The 18,524-nt window shown below is 35.4% G+C and carries 14 protein-coding genes; 8 read left to right on the top strand and 6 right to left on the bottom strand.

The genetic code is table 11. From position 1 onward, the window contains the following. Positions 1 to 16 precede the first annotated feature (16 nt). The 3 genes from E4T88_RS12715 to E4T88_RS12725 all read right to left on the bottom strand — a co-directional run bounded on the left by E4T88_RS12715 (position 17) and on the right by E4T88_RS12725 (position 3,891). A complete protein-coding gene (locus tag E4T88_RS12715) occupies positions 17 to 487 on the bottom strand; it encodes a pyridoxamine 5'-phosphate oxidase family protein (protein WP_135105997.1) in 471 nt (156 codons plus the stop codon). Between the two features lie 166 nt (positions 488 to 653). After that, positions 654 to 2,252 carry an ATP-binding cassette domain-containing protein gene (locus E4T88_RS12720; RefSeq protein ID WP_135105999.1) on the bottom strand — a complete coding sequence of 533 codons (1,599 nt, stop codon included), beginning with the start codon at positions 2,250 to 2,252 and terminating at the stop codon, positions 654 to 656. Next, on the bottom strand, positions 2,245 to 3,891 hold the full coding sequence (locus tag E4T88_RS12725) for an ATP-binding cassette domain-containing protein (RefSeq protein WP_135106001.1): 1,647 nt from the start codon (positions 3,889 to 3,891) through the stop codon (positions 2,245 to 2,247). The genes E4T88_RS12720 and E4T88_RS12725 overlap by 8 nt, the downstream gene beginning before the upstream one ends. 260 nt (positions 3,892 to 4,151) lie before the next feature. On the opposite strand from E4T88_RS12725, the gene E4T88_RS12730 reads away from it, so the two are divergent. The 8 genes from E4T88_RS12730 (at position 4,152) to E4T88_RS12765 (ending at position 14,096) form a co-directional block, all read left to right on the top strand. Beyond that, on the top strand, positions 4,152 to 7,118 hold the full coding sequence (locus E4T88_RS12730; protein ID WP_135106003.1) for a TonB-dependent receptor: 2,967 nt from the start codon (positions 4,152 to 4,154) through the stop codon (positions 7,116 to 7,118). 52 nt (positions 7,119 to 7,170) lie between these two features. After that, entirely contained in the window at positions 7,171 to 8,499 is a 1,329-nt protein-coding gene (locus E4T88_RS12735) for a DUF4876 domain-containing protein (protein ID WP_135106005.1), read from the top strand. Positions 8,500 to 8,512: 13 nt separating this feature from the next. Continuing rightward, entirely contained in the window at positions 8,513 to 10,126 is a 1,614-nt protein-coding gene (locus E4T88_RS12740) for a DUF6850 family outer membrane beta-barrel protein (protein ID WP_135106007.1), read from the top strand. A gap of 49 nt (positions 10,127 to 10,175) precedes the next feature. Next, a complete protein-coding gene (locus E4T88_RS12745; RefSeq protein ID WP_135106009.1) occupies positions 10,176 to 11,051 on the top strand; it encodes an ABC transporter ATP-binding protein in 876 nt (291 codons plus the stop codon). A 22-nt stretch (positions 11,052 to 11,073) separates the two neighbouring features. Continuing rightward, positions 11,074 to 11,745, top strand: coding sequence for a hypothetical protein (locus E4T88_RS12750; RefSeq protein ID WP_135106011.1), 672 nt, complete (start codon positions 11,074 to 11,076; stop codon positions 11,743 to 11,745). Between the two features lie 72 nt (positions 11,746 to 11,817). Further along, entirely contained in the window at positions 11,818 to 13,008 is a 1,191-nt protein-coding gene (locus E4T88_RS12755) for a DUF4857 domain-containing protein (protein ID WP_228093914.1), read from the top strand. A 7-nt stretch (positions 13,009 to 13,015) separates the two neighbouring features. Beyond that, complete coding sequence (locus E4T88_RS12760) at positions 13,016 to 13,564, top strand: hypothetical protein (protein ID WP_135106015.1); 549 nt, start codon at positions 13,016 to 13,018, stop codon at positions 13,562 to 13,564. Then, positions 13,533 to 14,096 (top strand): PepSY-associated TM helix domain-containing protein, encoded by a 564-nt coding sequence (locus tag E4T88_RS12765; RefSeq protein WP_135106017.1) that lies wholly within the window; start codon positions 13,533 to 13,535, stop codon positions 14,094 to 14,096. Before E4T88_RS12760 ends, E4T88_RS12765 begins: the two co-directional genes overlap by 32 nt. Positions 14,097 to 14,299: 203 nt before the next feature. On the opposite strand, the gene E4T88_RS12770 is transcribed toward E4T88_RS12765, so the two are convergent. The 3 genes from E4T88_RS12770 to E4T88_RS12780 are packed head-to-tail and all read right to left on the bottom strand — an operon-like array spanning position 14,300 to position 18,480. Next, complete coding sequence (locus tag E4T88_RS12770) at positions 14,300 to 17,224, bottom strand: DUF8696 domain-containing protein (RefSeq protein WP_135106019.1); 2,925 nt, start codon at positions 17,222 to 17,224, stop codon at positions 14,300 to 14,302. Beyond that, complete coding sequence (locus E4T88_RS12775) at positions 17,221 to 17,763, bottom strand: hypothetical protein (protein ID WP_135106021.1); 543 nt, start codon at positions 17,761 to 17,763, stop codon at positions 17,221 to 17,223. Before E4T88_RS12775 ends, E4T88_RS12770 begins: the two co-directional genes overlap by 4 nt. Before the next feature lie 33 nt (positions 17,764 to 17,796). After that, complete coding sequence (locus tag E4T88_RS12780; protein ID WP_135106023.1) at positions 17,797 to 18,480, bottom strand: phage tail-like protein; 684 nt, start codon at positions 18,478 to 18,480, stop codon at positions 17,797 to 17,799. Positions 18,481 to 18,524: the final 44 nt, after the last annotated feature.

The raw sequence follows: 18,524 nt of genomic DNA on the forward strand, positions 1-18,524 counted from the left end.
TTTATTAAATGTCCTTTTATTTATAATATTTCCCTGTGATTTCAATTGGATTTATCTCTATAATACCCGTTGCTTTCAGCATTTTTTCAGGAAAGCTCAAATGAGATAATTGAGGGGTATATTTTGAAACAACAGCATGTAGCACATTTTCTTTGAGCGATTTATCTTCTACCATTTTGGCTGTACCCAAGATAATTACACTTCTGAATGCAGTATTTGTATCACAAACATTTTCGTTATCAGGAATGATTGCACCCATTTCATCCACTTCAAATCCAACCTTATCATTTTTAGTCAAGTTTGAAATCTTTTGTCCTTTAATCAGTCCGTGGATATATATTTTTTCATCATAGACGATGAAATGTACAGGAACAACATATGGATACCCATTTTCATTGTGTGTACCTATGCGTCCAACTTCTGCTTTTTTCAATACATCATCTATCTCTATCTTCGATAACTGATGATGCTTCATTCTTCCTTGCATGATAATAGTTTTTTATATTAGTATATTACAAAAATATTTATTTTTAGGATTGTCTTTATGGTGCAGATATAATAAAAAATGATAGGCCAGATGTTGCGATCTCAGGATATAACTTGAAAAAAGAAATAAAAACCTTAAGTAAATATTTATAACTGTCTAAGAGCGTTTATATCCTTACAATTTTATCTGATACATATTCAAAATCTTTTAGGTGAGTCGCCATTAAAATTGTAATGTCGGGATATTCACGTTTTATATTCTGAAATATAGCAATAGCATTTTCGGAGCTAATACCGGCTGTTGGTTCATCCACAACTAATAGTTGTGGCTTTTTAAGCAAGGCTTGTGCCAGAAGTAATTTCTTACGCTGCCCACCACTCAGAATTTCGCCGTTTTCTCCTAACCAGCTATCTAGTCCATCAGGAAGCGATAAACGCCAGCTAGTAAGATCTACTGTATCTAGTACGTGTTCAATAGCTTCGTCCGGATGATCTTCAAAATTTTCGCGCAATGTTCCCGTTAATAAATAAGCTTTTTGGGTAACATAAATACATTCAGGAACAGGTAGATGTGACAATTCAATATCGTTATTCCATACTAACGATCCACATCTACGGTATTCAGGATAAAAAAGGCTGTTTAACAAAGTCGTTTTTCCTTTTCCAGTCTCTCCGAATAGTGAAATCCATTCACCTTTTTTTATTTCTAATGACACCTCTGAAGTAGTCACAGATGTCTCGGGGATCATTGCACTCACATTTTTAAGACTTAGGCTCTCCATTTTTGAATGTACGATTACAGTTTCCAGAGGTTTCTCCCCATCCTTGATAATCCTATCAACATCTTCAACTTGATGAGCAACAGCACTCTTTTCCGATTTTCCCGAAAATAGCATTTCTGCCAATTCGGCCTGTGCCATAATACCGAAAAATATCCCGATGGCTGTAGGTGCATCTATACCATTACCATATGAACTCCATAGTAAAAGCGATGCAATATAACTAAAACCGAGTCCCGCAATTAGCTGCAACCAGAATGAATTGGTTTGTAACTTGTCTTCCAATTGCTCGAGGCGTAATAGCCGTTGTTCGTATTGTTCGATAACTTTCTCTTCCAAACTGTATTTCGATATTTCTATTCTCCCTCTAAAGCTTTGTATAAGAAGCAGATTGTTCTCTTCGCGGCATATCTTTAGTTCTTCATAGAGTTTTCTGTTTTTCCTGAAAATTAATTGAGGAATAATAAATAAAAGAATAGCAGATGAAATCAAAAATTCTATTGCAATGACTTGAGAAAAGAAAATAAGAAAGAAAAAATATATACTGAGTGAAAAGATTAGTGCTGTAAAAGGTAAAAGCCACAAAAGAATGTGGTTCAATATCTGGTCGATTCCATGTGTACTGTTCTCTAGTAGTGTTGAATTATTATTTACCTGTTTTTTGAAATAGGGAAATCTGGCCACGGACTGAAAAATTCTCAATTGCAAGCTCTGTTGAGCGTCTAGTGTGGCTTTGTGGTTTTCCAATCGCTCAAAGTATCTTGCAGCCGTTCTGAAAAATGCCATTAAACGGATTATAGCAGATGGTACCAGATACGAAAAAGTAGTGCTCGCAGTAACAAACACCACACTACAGATCGCCAAAAACCATCCGGATATAGCAGGAAGGGCAATAAAAGAGATCGTCCACAATAGTAGAAGAAATGTACCTCGCAACCATTTGCCTGCTAAAGGCTTTAATATATATACTCTTATAAATTTATTCATGACTCATTTGCTCCCCCCAGTTTAAATTTACGATTGTATTAGCTACATTATCGAACATTTTCTCATGAGAAGCGACTATAACCAATCGGTCTTCTGCTAATTTCATTATCTCCGGAATGATAATTTCGATTGTATCCGGATCCAGATTGGCTGTAGGTTCATCCAATATTGCTATTGGTTTTGGATACAACATCATTCGGGCAAGTGTAACTAATTGTTTTTCTCCTCCTGACAGTTGTTTGCCATTATGACTTAGTTTAGTTTCCCAACCATCGTCCTTTTTAGCAAGTATTTTATCTAAAAACTCAGGATGTTTTTGTGATTTATTCGTTTCATTTTTTAAGAAAACATTATATCTCAAAGTTTCGTCAAAAACGAAAGGAAATTGATTCATGTATGAAGAATTGGTTCTAAGCCACTTTTGCGAATACTTAGTATCCTTTCCGTTTACTGAAATACTATTGTCCTGTAAACACAGGCTTCCGGAGCATATTTTTAGCAAGGTTGATTTTCCTGAGCCCGAAATTCCCTTTATTAATACTAGTCCTTTTGAAGGAAATTGTACATTAATATTGTGTAGAACTTTCACCGGTGAATCGGGATAAGCGAAGTTCAAATTGTTAATAGCTAAATTGTTAAACTGAAGATCGATATTGATTGAAGTTGTGTCGATGCCTTCATTTAATATTGGTATTAATAATTTTGCTGCAGCCACAGCTCTATTTCTGTCATGATAGGCACTCACGAATTTCCGTAAATAAAAGAAAAAATAAGGAGACATCATTAGTAAAAATAATGCAATCTGAAAGTCGTAACCTTTTCCGTAATTAGGTCCTGTCATAATACCGAGAAGGCTCATCCCTAAATAGATTGCAACGACAGCAATACAAATAGTAACGAATAGCTCTAATACTGCTGACGATAAAATAGCAACTCGCATGACGTTAGTTGTAGCTTTATTTAACTCTTTACTTTTTTCCGACAAGAAATTATATTGAGGTCTGAAGTTATCTAAATTAACTATTTCGGCAATAGTCTGAAGGCGATTATAAAATACAGCTGAATATTTCAAAAAGAGATTAATGTGTTTTTTATGAAGAGCTTCGGCACCTATGCCTATTATTATCATTTGCATTGGGATAACAATCAATGAAACCAACAGTGTAAGACCAACCCATTTTTCGATCCAAAAACTAACAACAAGTATCATTCCACTAACCAAAAGCGATGCCATTGCGTATGGAATAAAAAAGGCATAAAAAGGTTTCAAATCCTCACAAATTCTGGTAATGTAGAGAGTGCTTGCTACAGAGTCTAATTTATTGTTGTTTAATAATATGGGATATAGATCTTTTTTGACTTTGGATACAATCGTATTTCCTGCTTTATAGTTGAATATTGAAGCAAAATGAGCAAAGATATATCTAGCCGTAAGAAACACTAATGAATATAGGAGAGGGTCTGGCTGAAGTAATCCTCGATTAAGCCATAAGGCTGCAAATTGTGATAAATACCAGCAAAAAACGATAAAAGATATCGCACTTAAAATAGTAAATACCGCAGCTACAATATATGAACCTTTGGCTTCTGCTATTTTTTTACTCAGCCATCGGGATGCATTATCTTGATTTGAACTCATAATGATTATCTATAATTTTCGTTCATTCATCAACAAAGATAATGAATTACTCCATGTTGTTACAACATATAGTAATGATTTTCCTCAATCCTGGTTTTATACTACAAGAAACAAATTAGGTAATATTAATAGCTATTTTATAAAAACAGAGTCGAGATACCTACTATATGTTATTAATTAGACCTAAAATACCAAGAAAATGCGATTGAAGGCCTTTCTTTCAACAACTAAATTTGCATTTCTAATATTTTATAAAATCAATGAAAAAGAGTTTATTACTCTGCTTTTTATTTTTATGCATTATTGAATCTGCATATTGCCAGTTCTACACTATATCGGGAAAACTCTTAGACAAGAAACATCAGACGCCCATAGAGTATGCTACAATCTCTATCTCAGATCTTGGCTTAGCTGTTACTTCCGACATTGAAGGGAAATTCACTATTAAAAATATTCCGGAGGGATTTTTTGAGCTGAATATTTCTATTTTGGGATATGAGAAAAAAGCATTCAAAATACAAGTAGATAAGAATAAAAACGATCTGCTTTTTTATTTGGCAGAGGATAACTTACTATTGAATGAAATAGTTGTTACTGCAGAGAAGAAAGTGGAAGATCTTACAACAGCCTATACTATCGAACGAGCAGCATTGGATCAGATACAAGTGTTGAATATCACTGAAATAGCAGCTCTTTTACCTGGGGGTCAAACCAGTAAAAAAACACATTTAGCTGGCGTTAGGGGTGCTGCTGATAGCTTCAATCTTCGCTCTAACGGAGGAAGTGAACTAGGCTTATCTTCTTTTGGAACAGTAGTTGAAGTCGATGGTGTACGAATATCCAACAATAGTCAATTTATAAAAGAAGTAAAGGGGGCTGATACCCGCAATATCGCTTCAAATAATATTGAGTCTGTAGAGGTTATAACCGGAGTTCCTTCTGTCGAGCATGGAGACTTATCTAATGGGATGATACGTATAAATTCCAAGAAAGGCAAATCGCCATTAAATATAGAACTAAGTACCAAGCCGAATACAAAATCTATCGCTTTCGATAAAGGCTTCCTCCTAGGAAAGAAGTGGGGGGTACTTAATACGAGTTTTGAGCATACAAAATCCAACTCCGATATAGCTTCGCCTTATACGACTTATGTCAGGAACAATCTATCTCTGATTTATTCCAAGGTATTTAATTCATATCGGAATAATCCTTTAAATTTTTCTTTGGGTTTGACCGGGAATGTTGGAGGCTACAATTCGAAAGGAGATCCGGATGCTTTTGTAGACACTTATACTAAAGAAAGAGATAATGCACTTCGGTTGAATATGAAGCTAGATTGGCTACTTAACAAACCGTGGATTACTAAATTAGAATTTTCGGGAACTCTTAATTATTCGGATCTACAAAGTGAGAAGAAAGAAAACAAGGACAGTAATACTTCAACTGCTGCTATTCATACATCAGAATCTGGTTATTTTATCGGTTCTTTTTATGACATCAACCCCAATGCCGAGATTATACTGATCCCCGGAGGATATTGGTATACAACAAGAAGAGAAGATAATAAACCTCTTTTGTTTACGGCAAAGATGAAAGCTAATTGGGTACGAAAATTCGGATATGTTACTAATCGATTCATGCTTGGATCAGATTTTAATCGGACTACAAATCTAGGCAAGGGAATATATTATACCGATATGCGCTATGCTCCTACATGGAGAGAATATAAATATAGCGATCAGTCTGCAGTAAATAATCTGGCTCTTTTTGCCGAAAATGAGGTAGCTTTTCTCTTACCTAGGGAAACTTCATTAAAGGCATCAATTGGTCTTCGAAGTGATTTAACATATATAAGTAAATCTGAGTACGGAACAATTAATAGTTTGTCACCTCGGGTTAGTGCAAAATATATATTCTGGAATCGTCCCAACAACACTCTTTCTTTAATGAGTTTACGTGCAGGATTTGGAGATGCTGTAAAGCTTCCTTCTTCATATATATTAAATCCAACTCCTACCTATCAGGATAGATTGGTTTTTACACCAGGTACAACGGCAGAAAACACAACGTATTACGCATACAATACGATGCCCAGTACAACTATTTACAATCCTAATCTTAAATGGCAAAGAAGCCGTTTAATAGAATTAGAATTCAATACTCGTATTGGACAAGTAGATATTTCGTTATTAGCCTATAATAGTAAGACAATAGCCCCCTATGCTGATGCTACCCTATACACTCCGTATTCTTATAAATTTACAGATCAGACAGCACTTGACAATAATTTAATTCCTGAAGCTAACCGTTCATACGCAATAGATAAGACTACCGGAATAGTTACTGTTTCAGATTTGACAGGAAATTTGCCTAGCCAACAGTTAGCTTATAAAGAAAGGAATACATTTAAGACCAATAGTTATTATTACAATGAATCTGATTTTTCGAAAAGAGGGCTGGAATGGGTAATTAATTTCGGAAAAATTCCCTCTATTCATACTTCATTTCAAGTAGATGGATCTTACAACTATTATAAGGGGCTAAAAACAAAGTTGATAGCATATTCGCCCAGCCTTTCTCAAAATATGGCTGATGGAAATCCTTATAAATATATCGGTCTATATGAAGGTACAGATGATGTTGCTAATGGCAGCCTCTCTAAAAAAATAACAAATAATCTTTCGATAAGTACTCATATACCAGCAATACGCCTCATAGTATCTCTTCGATTGGAAAGTTGCTTGTACGATTATAAGCAAAAATTGAGTGAATCATCTACAGGCTCACGAGGTTTTGTAATAGACAATAGAAGTGATTACATCCCTTCAAATTCAGAGACAAATATTTATAAAGGGGACTATTTTGTTGCTCTTTATCCTTTATATTATGTGAGCTTGGATGATATGAATACAAAAATCCCATTTAAAGAAAAGTTCTTATGGGCCAAAGATAATGATTCCGCTTTATTCAACGAGCTGGCAAGAATGGTGGTTCGGTCAAATGTCAATTACTATTTCAAACCTACAGATATATCCGCATATTTTTCGGCGAATCTGAATGTGACAAAAGAGTTGGGTGATCATGTTTCAATATCATTTCTGGCAAATAACTTTTTTAATAATGTTGCAAAGGTTAAGAATAAACAAAATAACAGTGAATATTCTTTATTCGGCTCAGGTTATTTACCTGAATTTTATTACGGACTAACTCTTCGTATCAAATTGTAAAAGGATGGTTGAGAAAGATGTAAAATAAATATAAACATATAAAAAGTAACTTATGAATTTACAAAAATTATTTTTCTTACTAATAGCAGTTCTTACAATTGGAACTTCTTGTAGTGACACTGATGATGATAAATACCAAACTTATGATGTGGCTGTAAAACTGGTTTATCCGGATGATTACACTTCATCTGAAAATGTTATTGTTACACTCGTTAATGCAACTACGAAAGCAGCATATACGTCTACAACAAACGCTTCGGGGGAGGCATCTTTTAAAGTCTCTACAGGTATCTATCAGGTAACAGCGACTGATAATAGGGCCGTTGGAGGAAGCTCTTATGTTCTGAATGGCCAATCGAATCTTACGATTGGAAATAATTGGGTTAGTGCCGCCCCGGTTGAATTAAAATTGAATGCATCTAAGACAGGACAAATAGTTATCAAAGAATTATATGTTGGAGGATGTCAAAAGAATGATGGATCGGGAAAATTTCAGAATGATGCATACGTTGTTTTGTATAATAACTCAAGTATTGATTTGAGCTTAGAAAATACGGCGTTAGGTACAACTATACCTTATAATTTTACATCTGCTAATAAATACTATTCGAACGGAAAGCTTTCATATGAGGCAGAGGGATGGGTTCCGGCAGGAGCTGCTATATGGTATTTTAAGAATCCGGTAAAAATAGCGTCCGGTAAGCAAATTGTAATTGCTTTAAAAAATGCAGTAGACAATACTACAACCTATAGTAATTCGGTAAATTTAGCGAACTCTGAATATTATTGTACATATGATATCTCGGGACAATATACAAATACGACTTCTTATCCTTCTCCTGCCTCTGTTATTCCTACAAGTCATTACTTATCAGCATCTGTTTATGGAGCGGGTAATGCATGGCCTTTAAGTACTATATCTCCAACATTCTTCATTTTTAATACACAAGGAACAACTCCGGCAGCATTTGCCAGTGATGCAACAAAAAAAGAAGATTATTTCGGAAGTACGGCATTAGTAAGCTTAAAGATTCCGGTAGAATGGATTCTTGATGGTGTAGAAATAAAAGGACAAGGAGTTGACGGCGTTAAGCGACTAACCTCTACCGTTGATGCGGGCTATGTAACAATGATTAATGGTTTTGGGTACTCAATATACCGTAATGTAGATAAAGAAGCAACGGAAGCAGTTGAAAGTAATGCAGGGAAATTGGTTTATAATTATTCATTGGGAACAACTGATCAACAAGATGGAACAACTGATCCAAGTACAATCGATGCCGAAGCTTCAATTAAAAATGGTGCGCGCATTATATATAAAGATACCAATAATTCAACAAACGACTTTCATCAACGTAAGAAAGCTTCGCTGAAAGATTAATACACAAAAAATAATGGCTAAAAAAGTACATAATATAACGATTCTTTTGCTTCTGGTTGGATTTTGTATACCCAAAAAGCTAATTGCGCAATACGAAAAAACAGGATGGGAAAGTTATGAGTATGTACAAGAATCAAATCCCTGGCTGTATTCTGATAATGCAGCCGGGCTTCATTCTATTACTATCGACAATCTTTCTTATGCAGAAGCTTATTTTAATAAGAAAAATGGTAAGTTAAGAAACTACTTTCAGTCTGATAAAAGTTTCCAATCTGGAGCAGATGTGAAATCTTTATATCGATTAAATTCCAAAACAGTATTTTATGGGAATGTAAATTATAGTCATTTTGAAGGCAAAAATATGGGGGGAGCTACCTTTATTGATCCTTATGTAAGCCCATTCAACATAGTGGAATATGCAGATAGTACGCAGGGGAAAAAAGCGTTGGATATATATCATCTGACAGGGGCATTTAGTACGGAACTTGCCAGAGGATTTAATGTAGGAACAAAATTAGATTATAAAACTTCTAATTATGCCAAATTTAAAGATCTTCGTCATGAAAACAGAGAAATAGACTTGATACTCACATTAGGAGCTGCTTACCGGATATCTCCATTTTGGGAAGCTGGTATTAATTATACATATCGACGTAGGATCGAAGAAATACGTTTTCAATCATATGGGAATACCGATCAACAGTTTAACTCATTGATAGACTTTGGTGTTTTTTATGGGCATCAGGTACGATTCAGTAAAAGTGATGGTTATACAGAGGCTAATACTTTCAAACCTCTATTTGAAGAGTTTCAAGGAGCATCCCTTCAATTAAATTTTACATTATCTCCTAACATGTTATTTTTTAATGAATTGACTTTGAAGTGGAGAGACGGATATTATGGTAAGCGTGGCACATCGTCTGTCGTATATACAGAACATACTTCTAAAATAAATGAGTATCGGGCAAATTTGACATTGCTAAATAGTAACGATCGCCACATACTTTCATTTAATATAAGTAGAGAATTGCTCAAGAACTATGAAAATTCACATCAAGATACTACGCTACCCAATGGAACTACCTTGATTGACTATTCGAGCCAAGAAGAAATGTTGAATAAAACAATCTGGGAATTTAGTGCTGGGTATACCGCATATCTTGGCGTAAAAGATTATTCTCCTATATGGATATTGAAGATTAATGGAGAAGCAAATAATATGAAGCAAACTGTTTCTATTTATCCGAATTACCGCAAACAAGATATAAATCAATGGAATGTAGGGATGTCCGCCAGTCGTAATATTATAAAATCATTAAATCAGTATAGTTTAACTCTTGGATTCGGTTATATTTCAGGAGGAGGTAACGAAAAGAAGGATGGAACTTATGATTCTTCCACTCAGGGATCTACCTCTGTTAGTTTAGATCGTTATATCTACCGGGAATTCGAATATCTGACGACAGACCGTGTCCGAGGAAATGTAACCTTTCGTTATTCAAGACTATTTCCAGGCAAGATAAAAGGGTATGCACAATTTAATTATGCTTTGACAAATGCCTTTTCTACCAAATACATTGGTAAAACTTTTAATGAGCTCGCTCTATCGGTAGGAGTTGGCTTTTAATAAATAGAATAAGGAATCACTAAGAACAACTATCATAAAAGAACCAATTATGGATACAATTATTCAGTGTGACAAAATAACACACTATTATGGGACAAAACTTATCTACCAAGACTTGAGTTTTGAAGTCAAGAAAGGTAAGATATTAGGATTGCTCGGAAAAAATGGAACGGGAAAGACCACAATTATAAATATCCTCAACGGATATCTACGCCCACAAGCAGGTGTGTGTCGAATTTTTGGTGAAGAAATGGATCACTTTACGCCACAGACCAAAGCTCGTATAGGTCTTTTGCTCGAAGGACATATACAGCATACGTATTTTAATGTTGTACAAATAGAGAAATTCTATAGTAGTTTTTTCCCAAATTGGAACAGAGATGCGTATTATGAATTGCTGAAAAAACTACAGGTAACTAAAACTCAGAAGATAAGTACGATGTCTTGCGGGCAACGTTCACAAGTAGCTCTCGGATTACTATTTGCGCAAAACCCCGATTTGCTGATTCTCGACGATTTCTCTATGGGATTAGATCCCGGCTATCGCCGCTTGTTCATCGAATATCTGAAAGAATATGCGACAGCCGAAGATAAAACAATTTTCCTTACATCCCATATAATACAAGATATGGAAATGCTTATCGATGATTGTATTATTCTCGATTATGGTAAAATATTACTTCACCAACCTACAAGTTACATCATAAATAAATTTAAACGCTATCGCTTTACAGCCAAGACTGAAGAGATAGGTGTTGTAGATGGATTATGGAATACAGAAAAGATCGGATTGGTTTGGGAAACTTATTCCTTTGACGGAATAGAAGCTGTGAATCAAAAACTAGCTCCTTTTGCTGTTGCTGAGGTAAAAGAGGAAGCATTGACATTAGAGGACGCTTTTATAGGTTTGACAGGTAAATATTAATAAGAAAAAGAATATAATAGATATGATACAAGCTCTTTTATTTAAAGAATGGATTAAAACCCGACGTGTGGTTACCTTAATTGGAATTATCTTCGTTGCTCTGATTATTTACACACTGATAAACACAGGACAACAATTTCGTCTTGGAGGCGCTGTACAAATTTGGTCAACAGTGATACTTAAAGATATGCCTATTCTCCCCGGATTTACACAATGGATTCCTCTTTTGGCTGGTCTTTTATTAGGTGTTTCTCAATTTGCCCCTGAAATGCATGACAAGCGTCTTAAATTGACTTTGCATTTACCTATGTTAGAAACAAAAATTATGTCTGTCTTACTCTTTTTTGGAATAGGCATCTTATTGTTTATCTTTTTGTTAAGCTATCTAGTCTTATCGTTTTCTTTTTTTTTCTATTATCCTTCAGAAATTATAAAAGCAATGATATGGGGAAACCTACCATATTTGTTTGCTGGTGTTTTTGGATACTTACTTGCTGCATGGATAAGCCTTGAACCCGTATGGCGTCAACGAATAGGATATACATTGGCCTCTATTGGCTTTCTTTCCTTCCTATTCATCCGCTCCGTTTCAGGAGCCTATATACCATTTATGCCATATCTTGTAGTTTTAATGGTTCTTTGCTTTTTCTTTCCCTTCTATTCTATGTATCGGTTTAAAGATGGGGCACAATAACGGAATATTAATTGATAGAAAGTTACAGAAATGAAGTTTAAAAATATTATTTATATAATTATACTCCTGTTCATGACCTTAATAGGAATGTGGGCAATTCCTGCTTTGGTAAATAAAGCAACATATAACTCAGACCAATATCCTTTTGCCTATTACAGTACAATACTGAAAGATATTGGCTTAATAGATTACAAAAATAAAAAGTTCCCGATGGAAGATTTGAAGGGGAACAAATATAATACAGCGCAGTTCGACTCCCTGATGCCAATGTTGAATTATCGTCAGTTGATGACTGATGGGAAATTGCCGGATAGTATCAATGGGCAAAAAATAACCCCGCAGTTACTCCGATCTAAATCTGTTGTTTATAAATACAAGCCTTCAGATATAAATACTCCTGTCAATGGGCTTTATATTTTATTAGAAACTATGCCTAAGCGTGTAGGATTAGAAATTCCGAACGATGTGTTTCGTCTTAAAAATAACATTGAGTTTATAGATGCGCAAACCAATACATTGGAAGTTGAAAAAAGTAGGCTTTTTCAACAGGCTCTCGACAAAGAAGGGTTTCAGTATCCCGCTCAATGGCTTATAGGAAATCCAAATCCACGTAAGCCTTACGATGAAGGATATTTTGTGTTGGATGCTAACAATCAATTATTCCATATGAAGATGGTTAACAACCGTCCTTATATAAAGAATACAAAAATAGGTGAAAAGATACAGGCTTCATATTTCTCGATGCTGGAAGTTGCCGATAAAAGATTCTATGGGTTTCTTTTCAGCAAACAAGGCGAACTATTTATTATCGAAAATGATGGAGCTAATTATAAGACGGTTAAATTGGATATCGATCCGATAGATATGCAAAAAGACGAAGTTATTTTGATGGGTAATATGTTTGATTGGACTGTCTCCGTCGTGACACCTTTTGCTAAAAAGATTTATGCATTAGATGCCGAAACCCTAAAAAGAATTGGAGAGCATACTATTGACCGTACGCCCGGTAGGTGGGATGCTGTTTCTAAATGGACATTTCCTGTATATTTAACTCTCGAAAAATCAGAGACTAGCTATATACAACCCTATTTTCACTATATAGGGATTTATGGCTTTGCAGTAAATCTAATTATAGCATTCTTGACAGTTATTTTTATAACGCGTTCACCTAAAAGGAAGATTTTTAATGGAATATATATCTTTTTAACTGGTATAGCTGGCTTAGTAGCTTTGTTAATCTTGCCTAATTCAAAAAATAAATAAAGTGTATATGAAAAAAATTATGTTATTAGCCTATATGGCTATTTGTTTAGTTTCTTGCACAAGCAAGAGTACAGATAATAAAGAAAATGATACAGATTCGACATCTGTAGCTCAAGTATCGGGTCTTGCCATGTATCCATTAGATAGCTTATTGGCTGAGGCAGACCAATTAGTAAATAAAAAAGTAATAGTTAAAGGTAGTGTAACACACACATGTAAGCATTCGGGGAAACGTTGCTTTATTGTAGGTGACAACGAAAATGTATCTATGCGGGTAGAAGCTAAAGGAAATATAGGTGGTTTTAATCGCGAATTAGTAGGTTCTGAATTAGCAATCACCGGAGTCTTAAAAGAACGTCGTTTGACTAAAGAATATATAGATCAGTACGAAAAAGATGTCAACGAAAAGAAAGTGAAGGAAGACGGTTCTGCTGAAACTTGCCAGGCCGAACTTGCTAATATTAGCGAGATGCGTGATTGGATGAAGAAAAACAATAAAGATTATTACGCCATTTACTATTTAGATGGAGAAGAATTCAGTATCGTCGAGCAGTAGAACATTGCGCCGTTGGGCAAGGATTATCCATAGAGATTTAGGATTTCTGATGGTTGGAGTCAGTCTTGTTTATGCGATTTCGGGAATTCTATTGAATCATATGAACGGAAAAGACCCGGCTTTTCATACCGAAGAGGTAACTCTGCAAGCTGAAAAAGAACTCAATTCGCAAGAGTTGACATATTGGTGGAACGATAGGAAAGATGTTCCGCCTTTGCGGAAAATTCTATCGATAGATGATCAGCATCTTAGATTGATGCTAGACGGTGGAGTCGGCGTTTACAATTCGGAAAGTGGAATGCTGGATTACGAAAAGCATAGCAAACGACAGTTCGTTTATTGGATAAATAAGCTTCATTACAATAAAGTAAAGGGCTGGAGTGTAATGGCAGATTTCTTTGCCGTATCTCTCATTTTCTTTGCCTTGTCAGGTCTTATTATGGTAAAAGGGAAAAATGGTATTAGTGGACGGGGCAAATGGTACCTACTATTGGGGCTTATAATACCAGTCCTTTATATCGTGCTTTCTTGATTTATAAGTGAAAAGAGTATGTTCGTTTTTTTGAGCATACTCTTTTTATATACAACCAATACCTTTTGATAATACCTTAACATTCTTAATATCAAATAATAGACAAAAAAAAGCTGGTATTATTTAATGATATAAAAGCAGAGTAAATAGAAAAAGACTATTTACTCTGCATCTTTAAATATGTAGTTTTATTCGGGCTAAGGTCAGAAAGTCCCGTCTTTTTTTCGCTCTATTTTATTGCGTATATTTGGATTTACAAGTATGTAGCACCCCTTTACATTTACTTTTATCAGATTGTAGGTTGTACCGCAAGTCGTGTCGGAGGTTATTCTGCGATAATAATATGTTCCTGATCTTATTTGTGTCGGAGGAATATAGGAAGCACTGATAGCTCCGGCTATATTAAACCAAGATATGCCATCTGTACTCGATTGCCATTGATAGGTATAGAATCCCTCTCCACCTGTCACTTCTGCCGTTAGAGTTACTTGTTCTCGTACACATACCTCTAAAGATTGGTCTGCAGTACTCGGTGTGGGTAGCAAAGCTGGTGTCACTGTAACATGTATGCTATCGAGTTTCGCTATACCACAAAACTCAGGTGTAACTGATACTTTATACCAACCTGTCATATTTGTATCTACATTGCTAATAGTCGGATTCTGCATATCAGAAGTAAAACCATTTGGTCCTGTCCATGTATAATTAGTGCTCCCCAGAGTTATGCATTTAAGCTGTATTGTTCCTCCTGTACAAATCGGATTTGAACTCGCATATACTATTTTTGCCGTCTCTAGGTTTGATATCATTATCTGCTGCTTAAATGCGTTTCCACATTGGTCGTTGATACGAATTGTATAAGTCTCATCTGCTAGCCCGTAAGTAAAATGAGCAATACCGCTGGTTGTTATATCTGCAACACCTGATATTTTCACTGTATTATCTGCATTCCACAACTGATAGGTATAAGGAGCAACTCCATTCATAGCTTTCACCGAAATATTTCCGGTTGTTCCTCCTACACATACATATGCCGAAGTAGCCTTAGGGTCGAGATCTAACGGTGGAGCTGTATAAACAATCGTTGTATCACCAATAACACAAGCGGTAGAATTATTATCGGTTAATATACCTAGCACATAAGTTCCCGGTGCAGAGAAAGTAAAGGATCCGCCGGGGGCAATTACTGTTTTATCATATCCCGTAGGACCACTAGTTAAGCGGTAATATGTAGTTGTAGGATTACGTTTATACGTTATAGTACCCGTTGGAGTTATTTTCATCCCCGAACAAGTTTGTTGACTAGTATATCCAAGATCTTTATAGTTATATATCCCCGGATTATTGAAGGTCGAGACAATAGGATTTCCGCAACCATGATTCACTGTGAGAGTGTAAGTTCCCGGAGGTAAGTTTGTTGCAGGCATAGTATAAGAGGCAGATGACGATGTCATTGTTGCCGATTGTGAAACATATCCAGTCGGTCCTGTTATTGTTAAAGTCGTTCCTATTGGCCAGCCTGCATTTGCGGATATATATAAGCGTCCTTTATCTACAGTACATTTATCATCGTACGAACTGCTTGTGCTCAATGCATAACTTGTCGGTAGAGTGGATGCTATATTACGTGTAGTAGTATAAGTAAATCCATCAGCATAAACTGCAGTGAATGTATATGTTTTACCATACTCTAAAGGGCAAGAATAATTAGTCGCAGTATTAGTTAGGGTTTGGGTACATACCACCACATTATTGGGGTCGGTAATAGTCACCTCAACAGGTATACACTTATGGGTTCCGGTTGGTAGATAATAAACTAGTTGATAACTGTCACAATCAAATCTATTGGTTGTAAATGAAATGTTCCGGTTTATAGCGGAAATTGAACTCGTGACTACTGTTCCATTTTGATCTGTACACGTAACAGTATACTGAGTATCATACTCTAATGTCATTATATCATTCGAGTTGACACTGTTCAACCAGTTCGGATTATTATAAACGATATCTCCCCCTGTTGTTTTTTTTACTACAATATGTAATGGATAACAAAATAATCCATCATAATCTGTCCATGGTCTTACGGTATATGTATAGTTATTGCAATTGCGATCACGCATAGAATAAGTGAAATACGTAGGTTTTTTTATATTCGTAGTGAAGCTTTTGTAAATGTCATTACAACCTTTCAATCGTATATAAATAGCAAGACTATTTGATGAATAAAAATTAGCTATATTATAAGGAGATATATTCAATAACATTCCGCCAGACGCAGTACTGTTCCAGTCTGACCATTGGGTTGGTATCTGTCCGGCGGGAGCTGCTCCTATTTCATACATTCTATCATTATAATATCTTTTATAATCAGGATTAGCCAATATTTCATTAGAAGAGGCAGTCCATTTTACATATCCACATGAACCTTGAGTATTATCCAAATCGGGGAGAAAAGCAGTTTGAGTAAGGTTACTAAAAGTAGGAAATCCAGAAATAGTACCCAATGTAAAATCTCTTACTGATGTATAACATCCGTCATTTACCTGTACGGTGTAATTCCCTGCAGGGTAATTTGTGTTAGGAAATGTGTAAACATTTCCACTCTTTGTGGGCGTCACCGTCTGCGGAGTAGCAACCCCTGCGGGTGCCGAGGTAATAGTAAACTCAAAATTTCCACTGCCATTGGTAACATTCAGCGCAATAATACCTGTACCACATCCTAGATATGATTTACGTGAGACATCAGAATTAAGCGATACTTCCGGTACTTTGTAATTACCTCCTACAACCAGATTTGAGAGATTTTTAACCGTACTATACTCACTGTCTATTTTACAAAAAGCTCGAACAGTCAGTTGATATGTACCGGGAGGTATATTTCGCAACACATGATCACTTTGAGGATTTATAGAAAAACCGCCCTCTGAACTAAGTCCGTATTGCACATTAAAAATATTTGTGGTATCTCCACCCAATGTTACGGTTATTTCTCCATTCGACAAGCAGGTAGAATTCTTTATTTGGGTACTTACAGTGAAGTTGGGACTACAAGTCTGTGCTCCAATTTGTGACGAGCTAAGTAAACTTATACACAAACAAGAGAATATATAAATAATTCTTTTTGTCATAATATATTTTTATAAGATTCGTCTTTAACAAGAACAATAGTCAATGTACCCTCTAATGGGAAGTTATAATCACTATTTCCATAAATCTCTGGAAAAGTAAATGTTGCAGTATTTCCTTCTATAGTCAAAGTGTACAGAGGAGATAAGGAATATGGAGAAGAAAAATTATCTTCTGGTTTTGGATCTATTTCCTTCTCAGATTCTTTAGCTGGCAATAGTAACATTCCCTCATTGATTACATTATATTCCGCGAGGTTGTTCCACAGAGTACAAGCAGCTAGCTTTCCCGATTGTATATATACCGATAAGAATATGGGATGAATGGGAAATGGCAGCTTGTTTATCCCTTTTAGAGATGTGGTGTCATTAAAGGTATGCGTCAATACTTCAGCTTTAGTCTCATAGTTACGAACATTTATTGTGGCACTACGAAACCAATAATTTCCATTAGTCTCTTGTTTTACATCCTTTACTATATTGTTTTGCGCAAATGCAGAAATGGTGCATACGCAAAATATTAATGCATAAAATATTTTCATAATTTACTAATCTTTATTTTGTACAAACTATTGTTATTTAACCTTAAAAACAATGTTCATAAACGTTTTTTCGGAATAAGTAAATTGTGCGAAAAGTTTGTATTTCAAAATCCCTGTATTACTTAATGTGATATTCTGGAAAACCGTATTATCATAATAAGGAATGAAATACTCTAAGTCATTACTAGCTAACACAGGTAAAGTTGTTGCACCCGCACCCTTGATAGACGACGCTGAATTAGTCAGTTCGAATTGTTCTCTGTAAAGAGTATATAAATCAACAGTAAACTCTTGTGTAGCTGTGTTATAAGATGGGTCTGCGGTATCTGTCGGTAGCACAATAGATGGCATATAAAAGAATTTAGGTGTAACTGCTGAAACTTCCGCAAAAAGTTTTATCCATTTAGTCCCATCATTATAATAATATCCGGGGGTTACATCGTTTATCGTAGCGGTGTTATACACAGTCATTCCTGCTACATGCGCTAGTAAAGGAGAAAATGATGTTGTTGATGAAAGTGAAACGCGTGGTAGCAGTAACCCTTTTGTAGAACTGTGGTCGGAATTCTCCTGTAAATCGAGTAACGCATTTGAATTTGGTTCATATCCCGAACCGATGGTTACCTGTCCACGTAATAAGGAAGAAGCTCCTAACATTATAACTATGAATAATGTTTTCAGTTTGCTTCTGTTTAGTTTGAAGTTTGTTGGTTTCATTTAGTAAATGTTTTAGTTTTATAATGAAATAATTAATCACTCAT

This window comes from Dysgonomonas mossii (genome assembly GCF_004569505.1).
Lineage (GTDB): Bacteria > Bacteroidota > Bacteroidia > Bacteroidales > Dysgonomonadaceae > Dysgonomonas.

Bases quoted from the DNA above. Each gene is read 5' to 3' on its own strand.
- E4T88_RS12730 (WP_135106003.1), top strand. From the start codon at position 4,152: ATGAAAAAGAGTTTATTACTCTGCTTTTTATTTTTATGCATTATTGAA.
- E4T88_RS12715 (WP_135105997.1), bottom strand. From the start codon at position 487: ATGCAAGGAAGAATGAAGCATCATCAGTTATCGAAGATAGAGATAGAT.
- E4T88_RS12780 (WP_135106023.1), bottom strand. From the start codon at position 18,480: ATGAAACCAACAAACTTCAAACTAAACAGAAGCAAACTGAAAACATTA.
- E4T88_RS12725 (WP_135106001.1), bottom strand. From the start codon at position 3,891: ATGAGTTCAAATCAAGATAATGCATCCCGATGGCTGAGTAAAAAAATA.
- E4T88_RS12775 (WP_135106021.1), bottom strand. From the start codon at position 17,763: ATGAAAATATTTTATGCATTAATATTTTGCGTATGCACCATTTCTGCA.
- E4T88_RS12745 (WP_135106009.1), top strand. From the start codon at position 10,176: ATGGATACAATTATTCAGTGTGACAAAATAACACACTATTATGGGACA.
- E4T88_RS12735 (WP_135106005.1), top strand. From the start codon at position 7,171: ATGAATTTACAAAAATTATTTTTCTTACTAATAGCAGTTCTTACAATT.
- E4T88_RS12760 (WP_135106015.1), top strand. From the start codon at position 13,016: ATGAAAAAAATTATGTTATTAGCCTATATGGCTATTTGTTTAGTTTCT.
- E4T88_RS12720 (WP_135105999.1), bottom strand. From the start codon at position 2,252: ATGAATAAATTTATAAGAGTATATATATTAAAGCCTTTAGCAGGCAAA.
- E4T88_RS12765 (WP_135106017.1), top strand. From the start codon at position 13,533: ATGGAGAAGAATTCAGTATCGTCGAGCAGTAGAACATTGCGCCGTTGG.
- E4T88_RS12740 (WP_135106007.1), top strand. From the start codon at position 8,513: ATGGCTAAAAAAGTACATAATATAACGATTCTTTTGCTTCTGGTTGGA.
- E4T88_RS12770 (WP_135106019.1), bottom strand. From the start codon at position 17,224: ATGACAAAAAGAATTATTTATATATTCTCTTGTTTGTGTATAAGTTTA.
- E4T88_RS12755 (WP_228093914.1), top strand. From the start codon at position 11,818: ATGACCTTAATAGGAATGTGGGCAATTCCTGCTTTGGTAAATAAAGCA.
- E4T88_RS12750 (WP_135106011.1), top strand. From the start codon at position 11,074: ATGATACAAGCTCTTTTATTTAAAGAATGGATTAAAACCCGACGTGTG.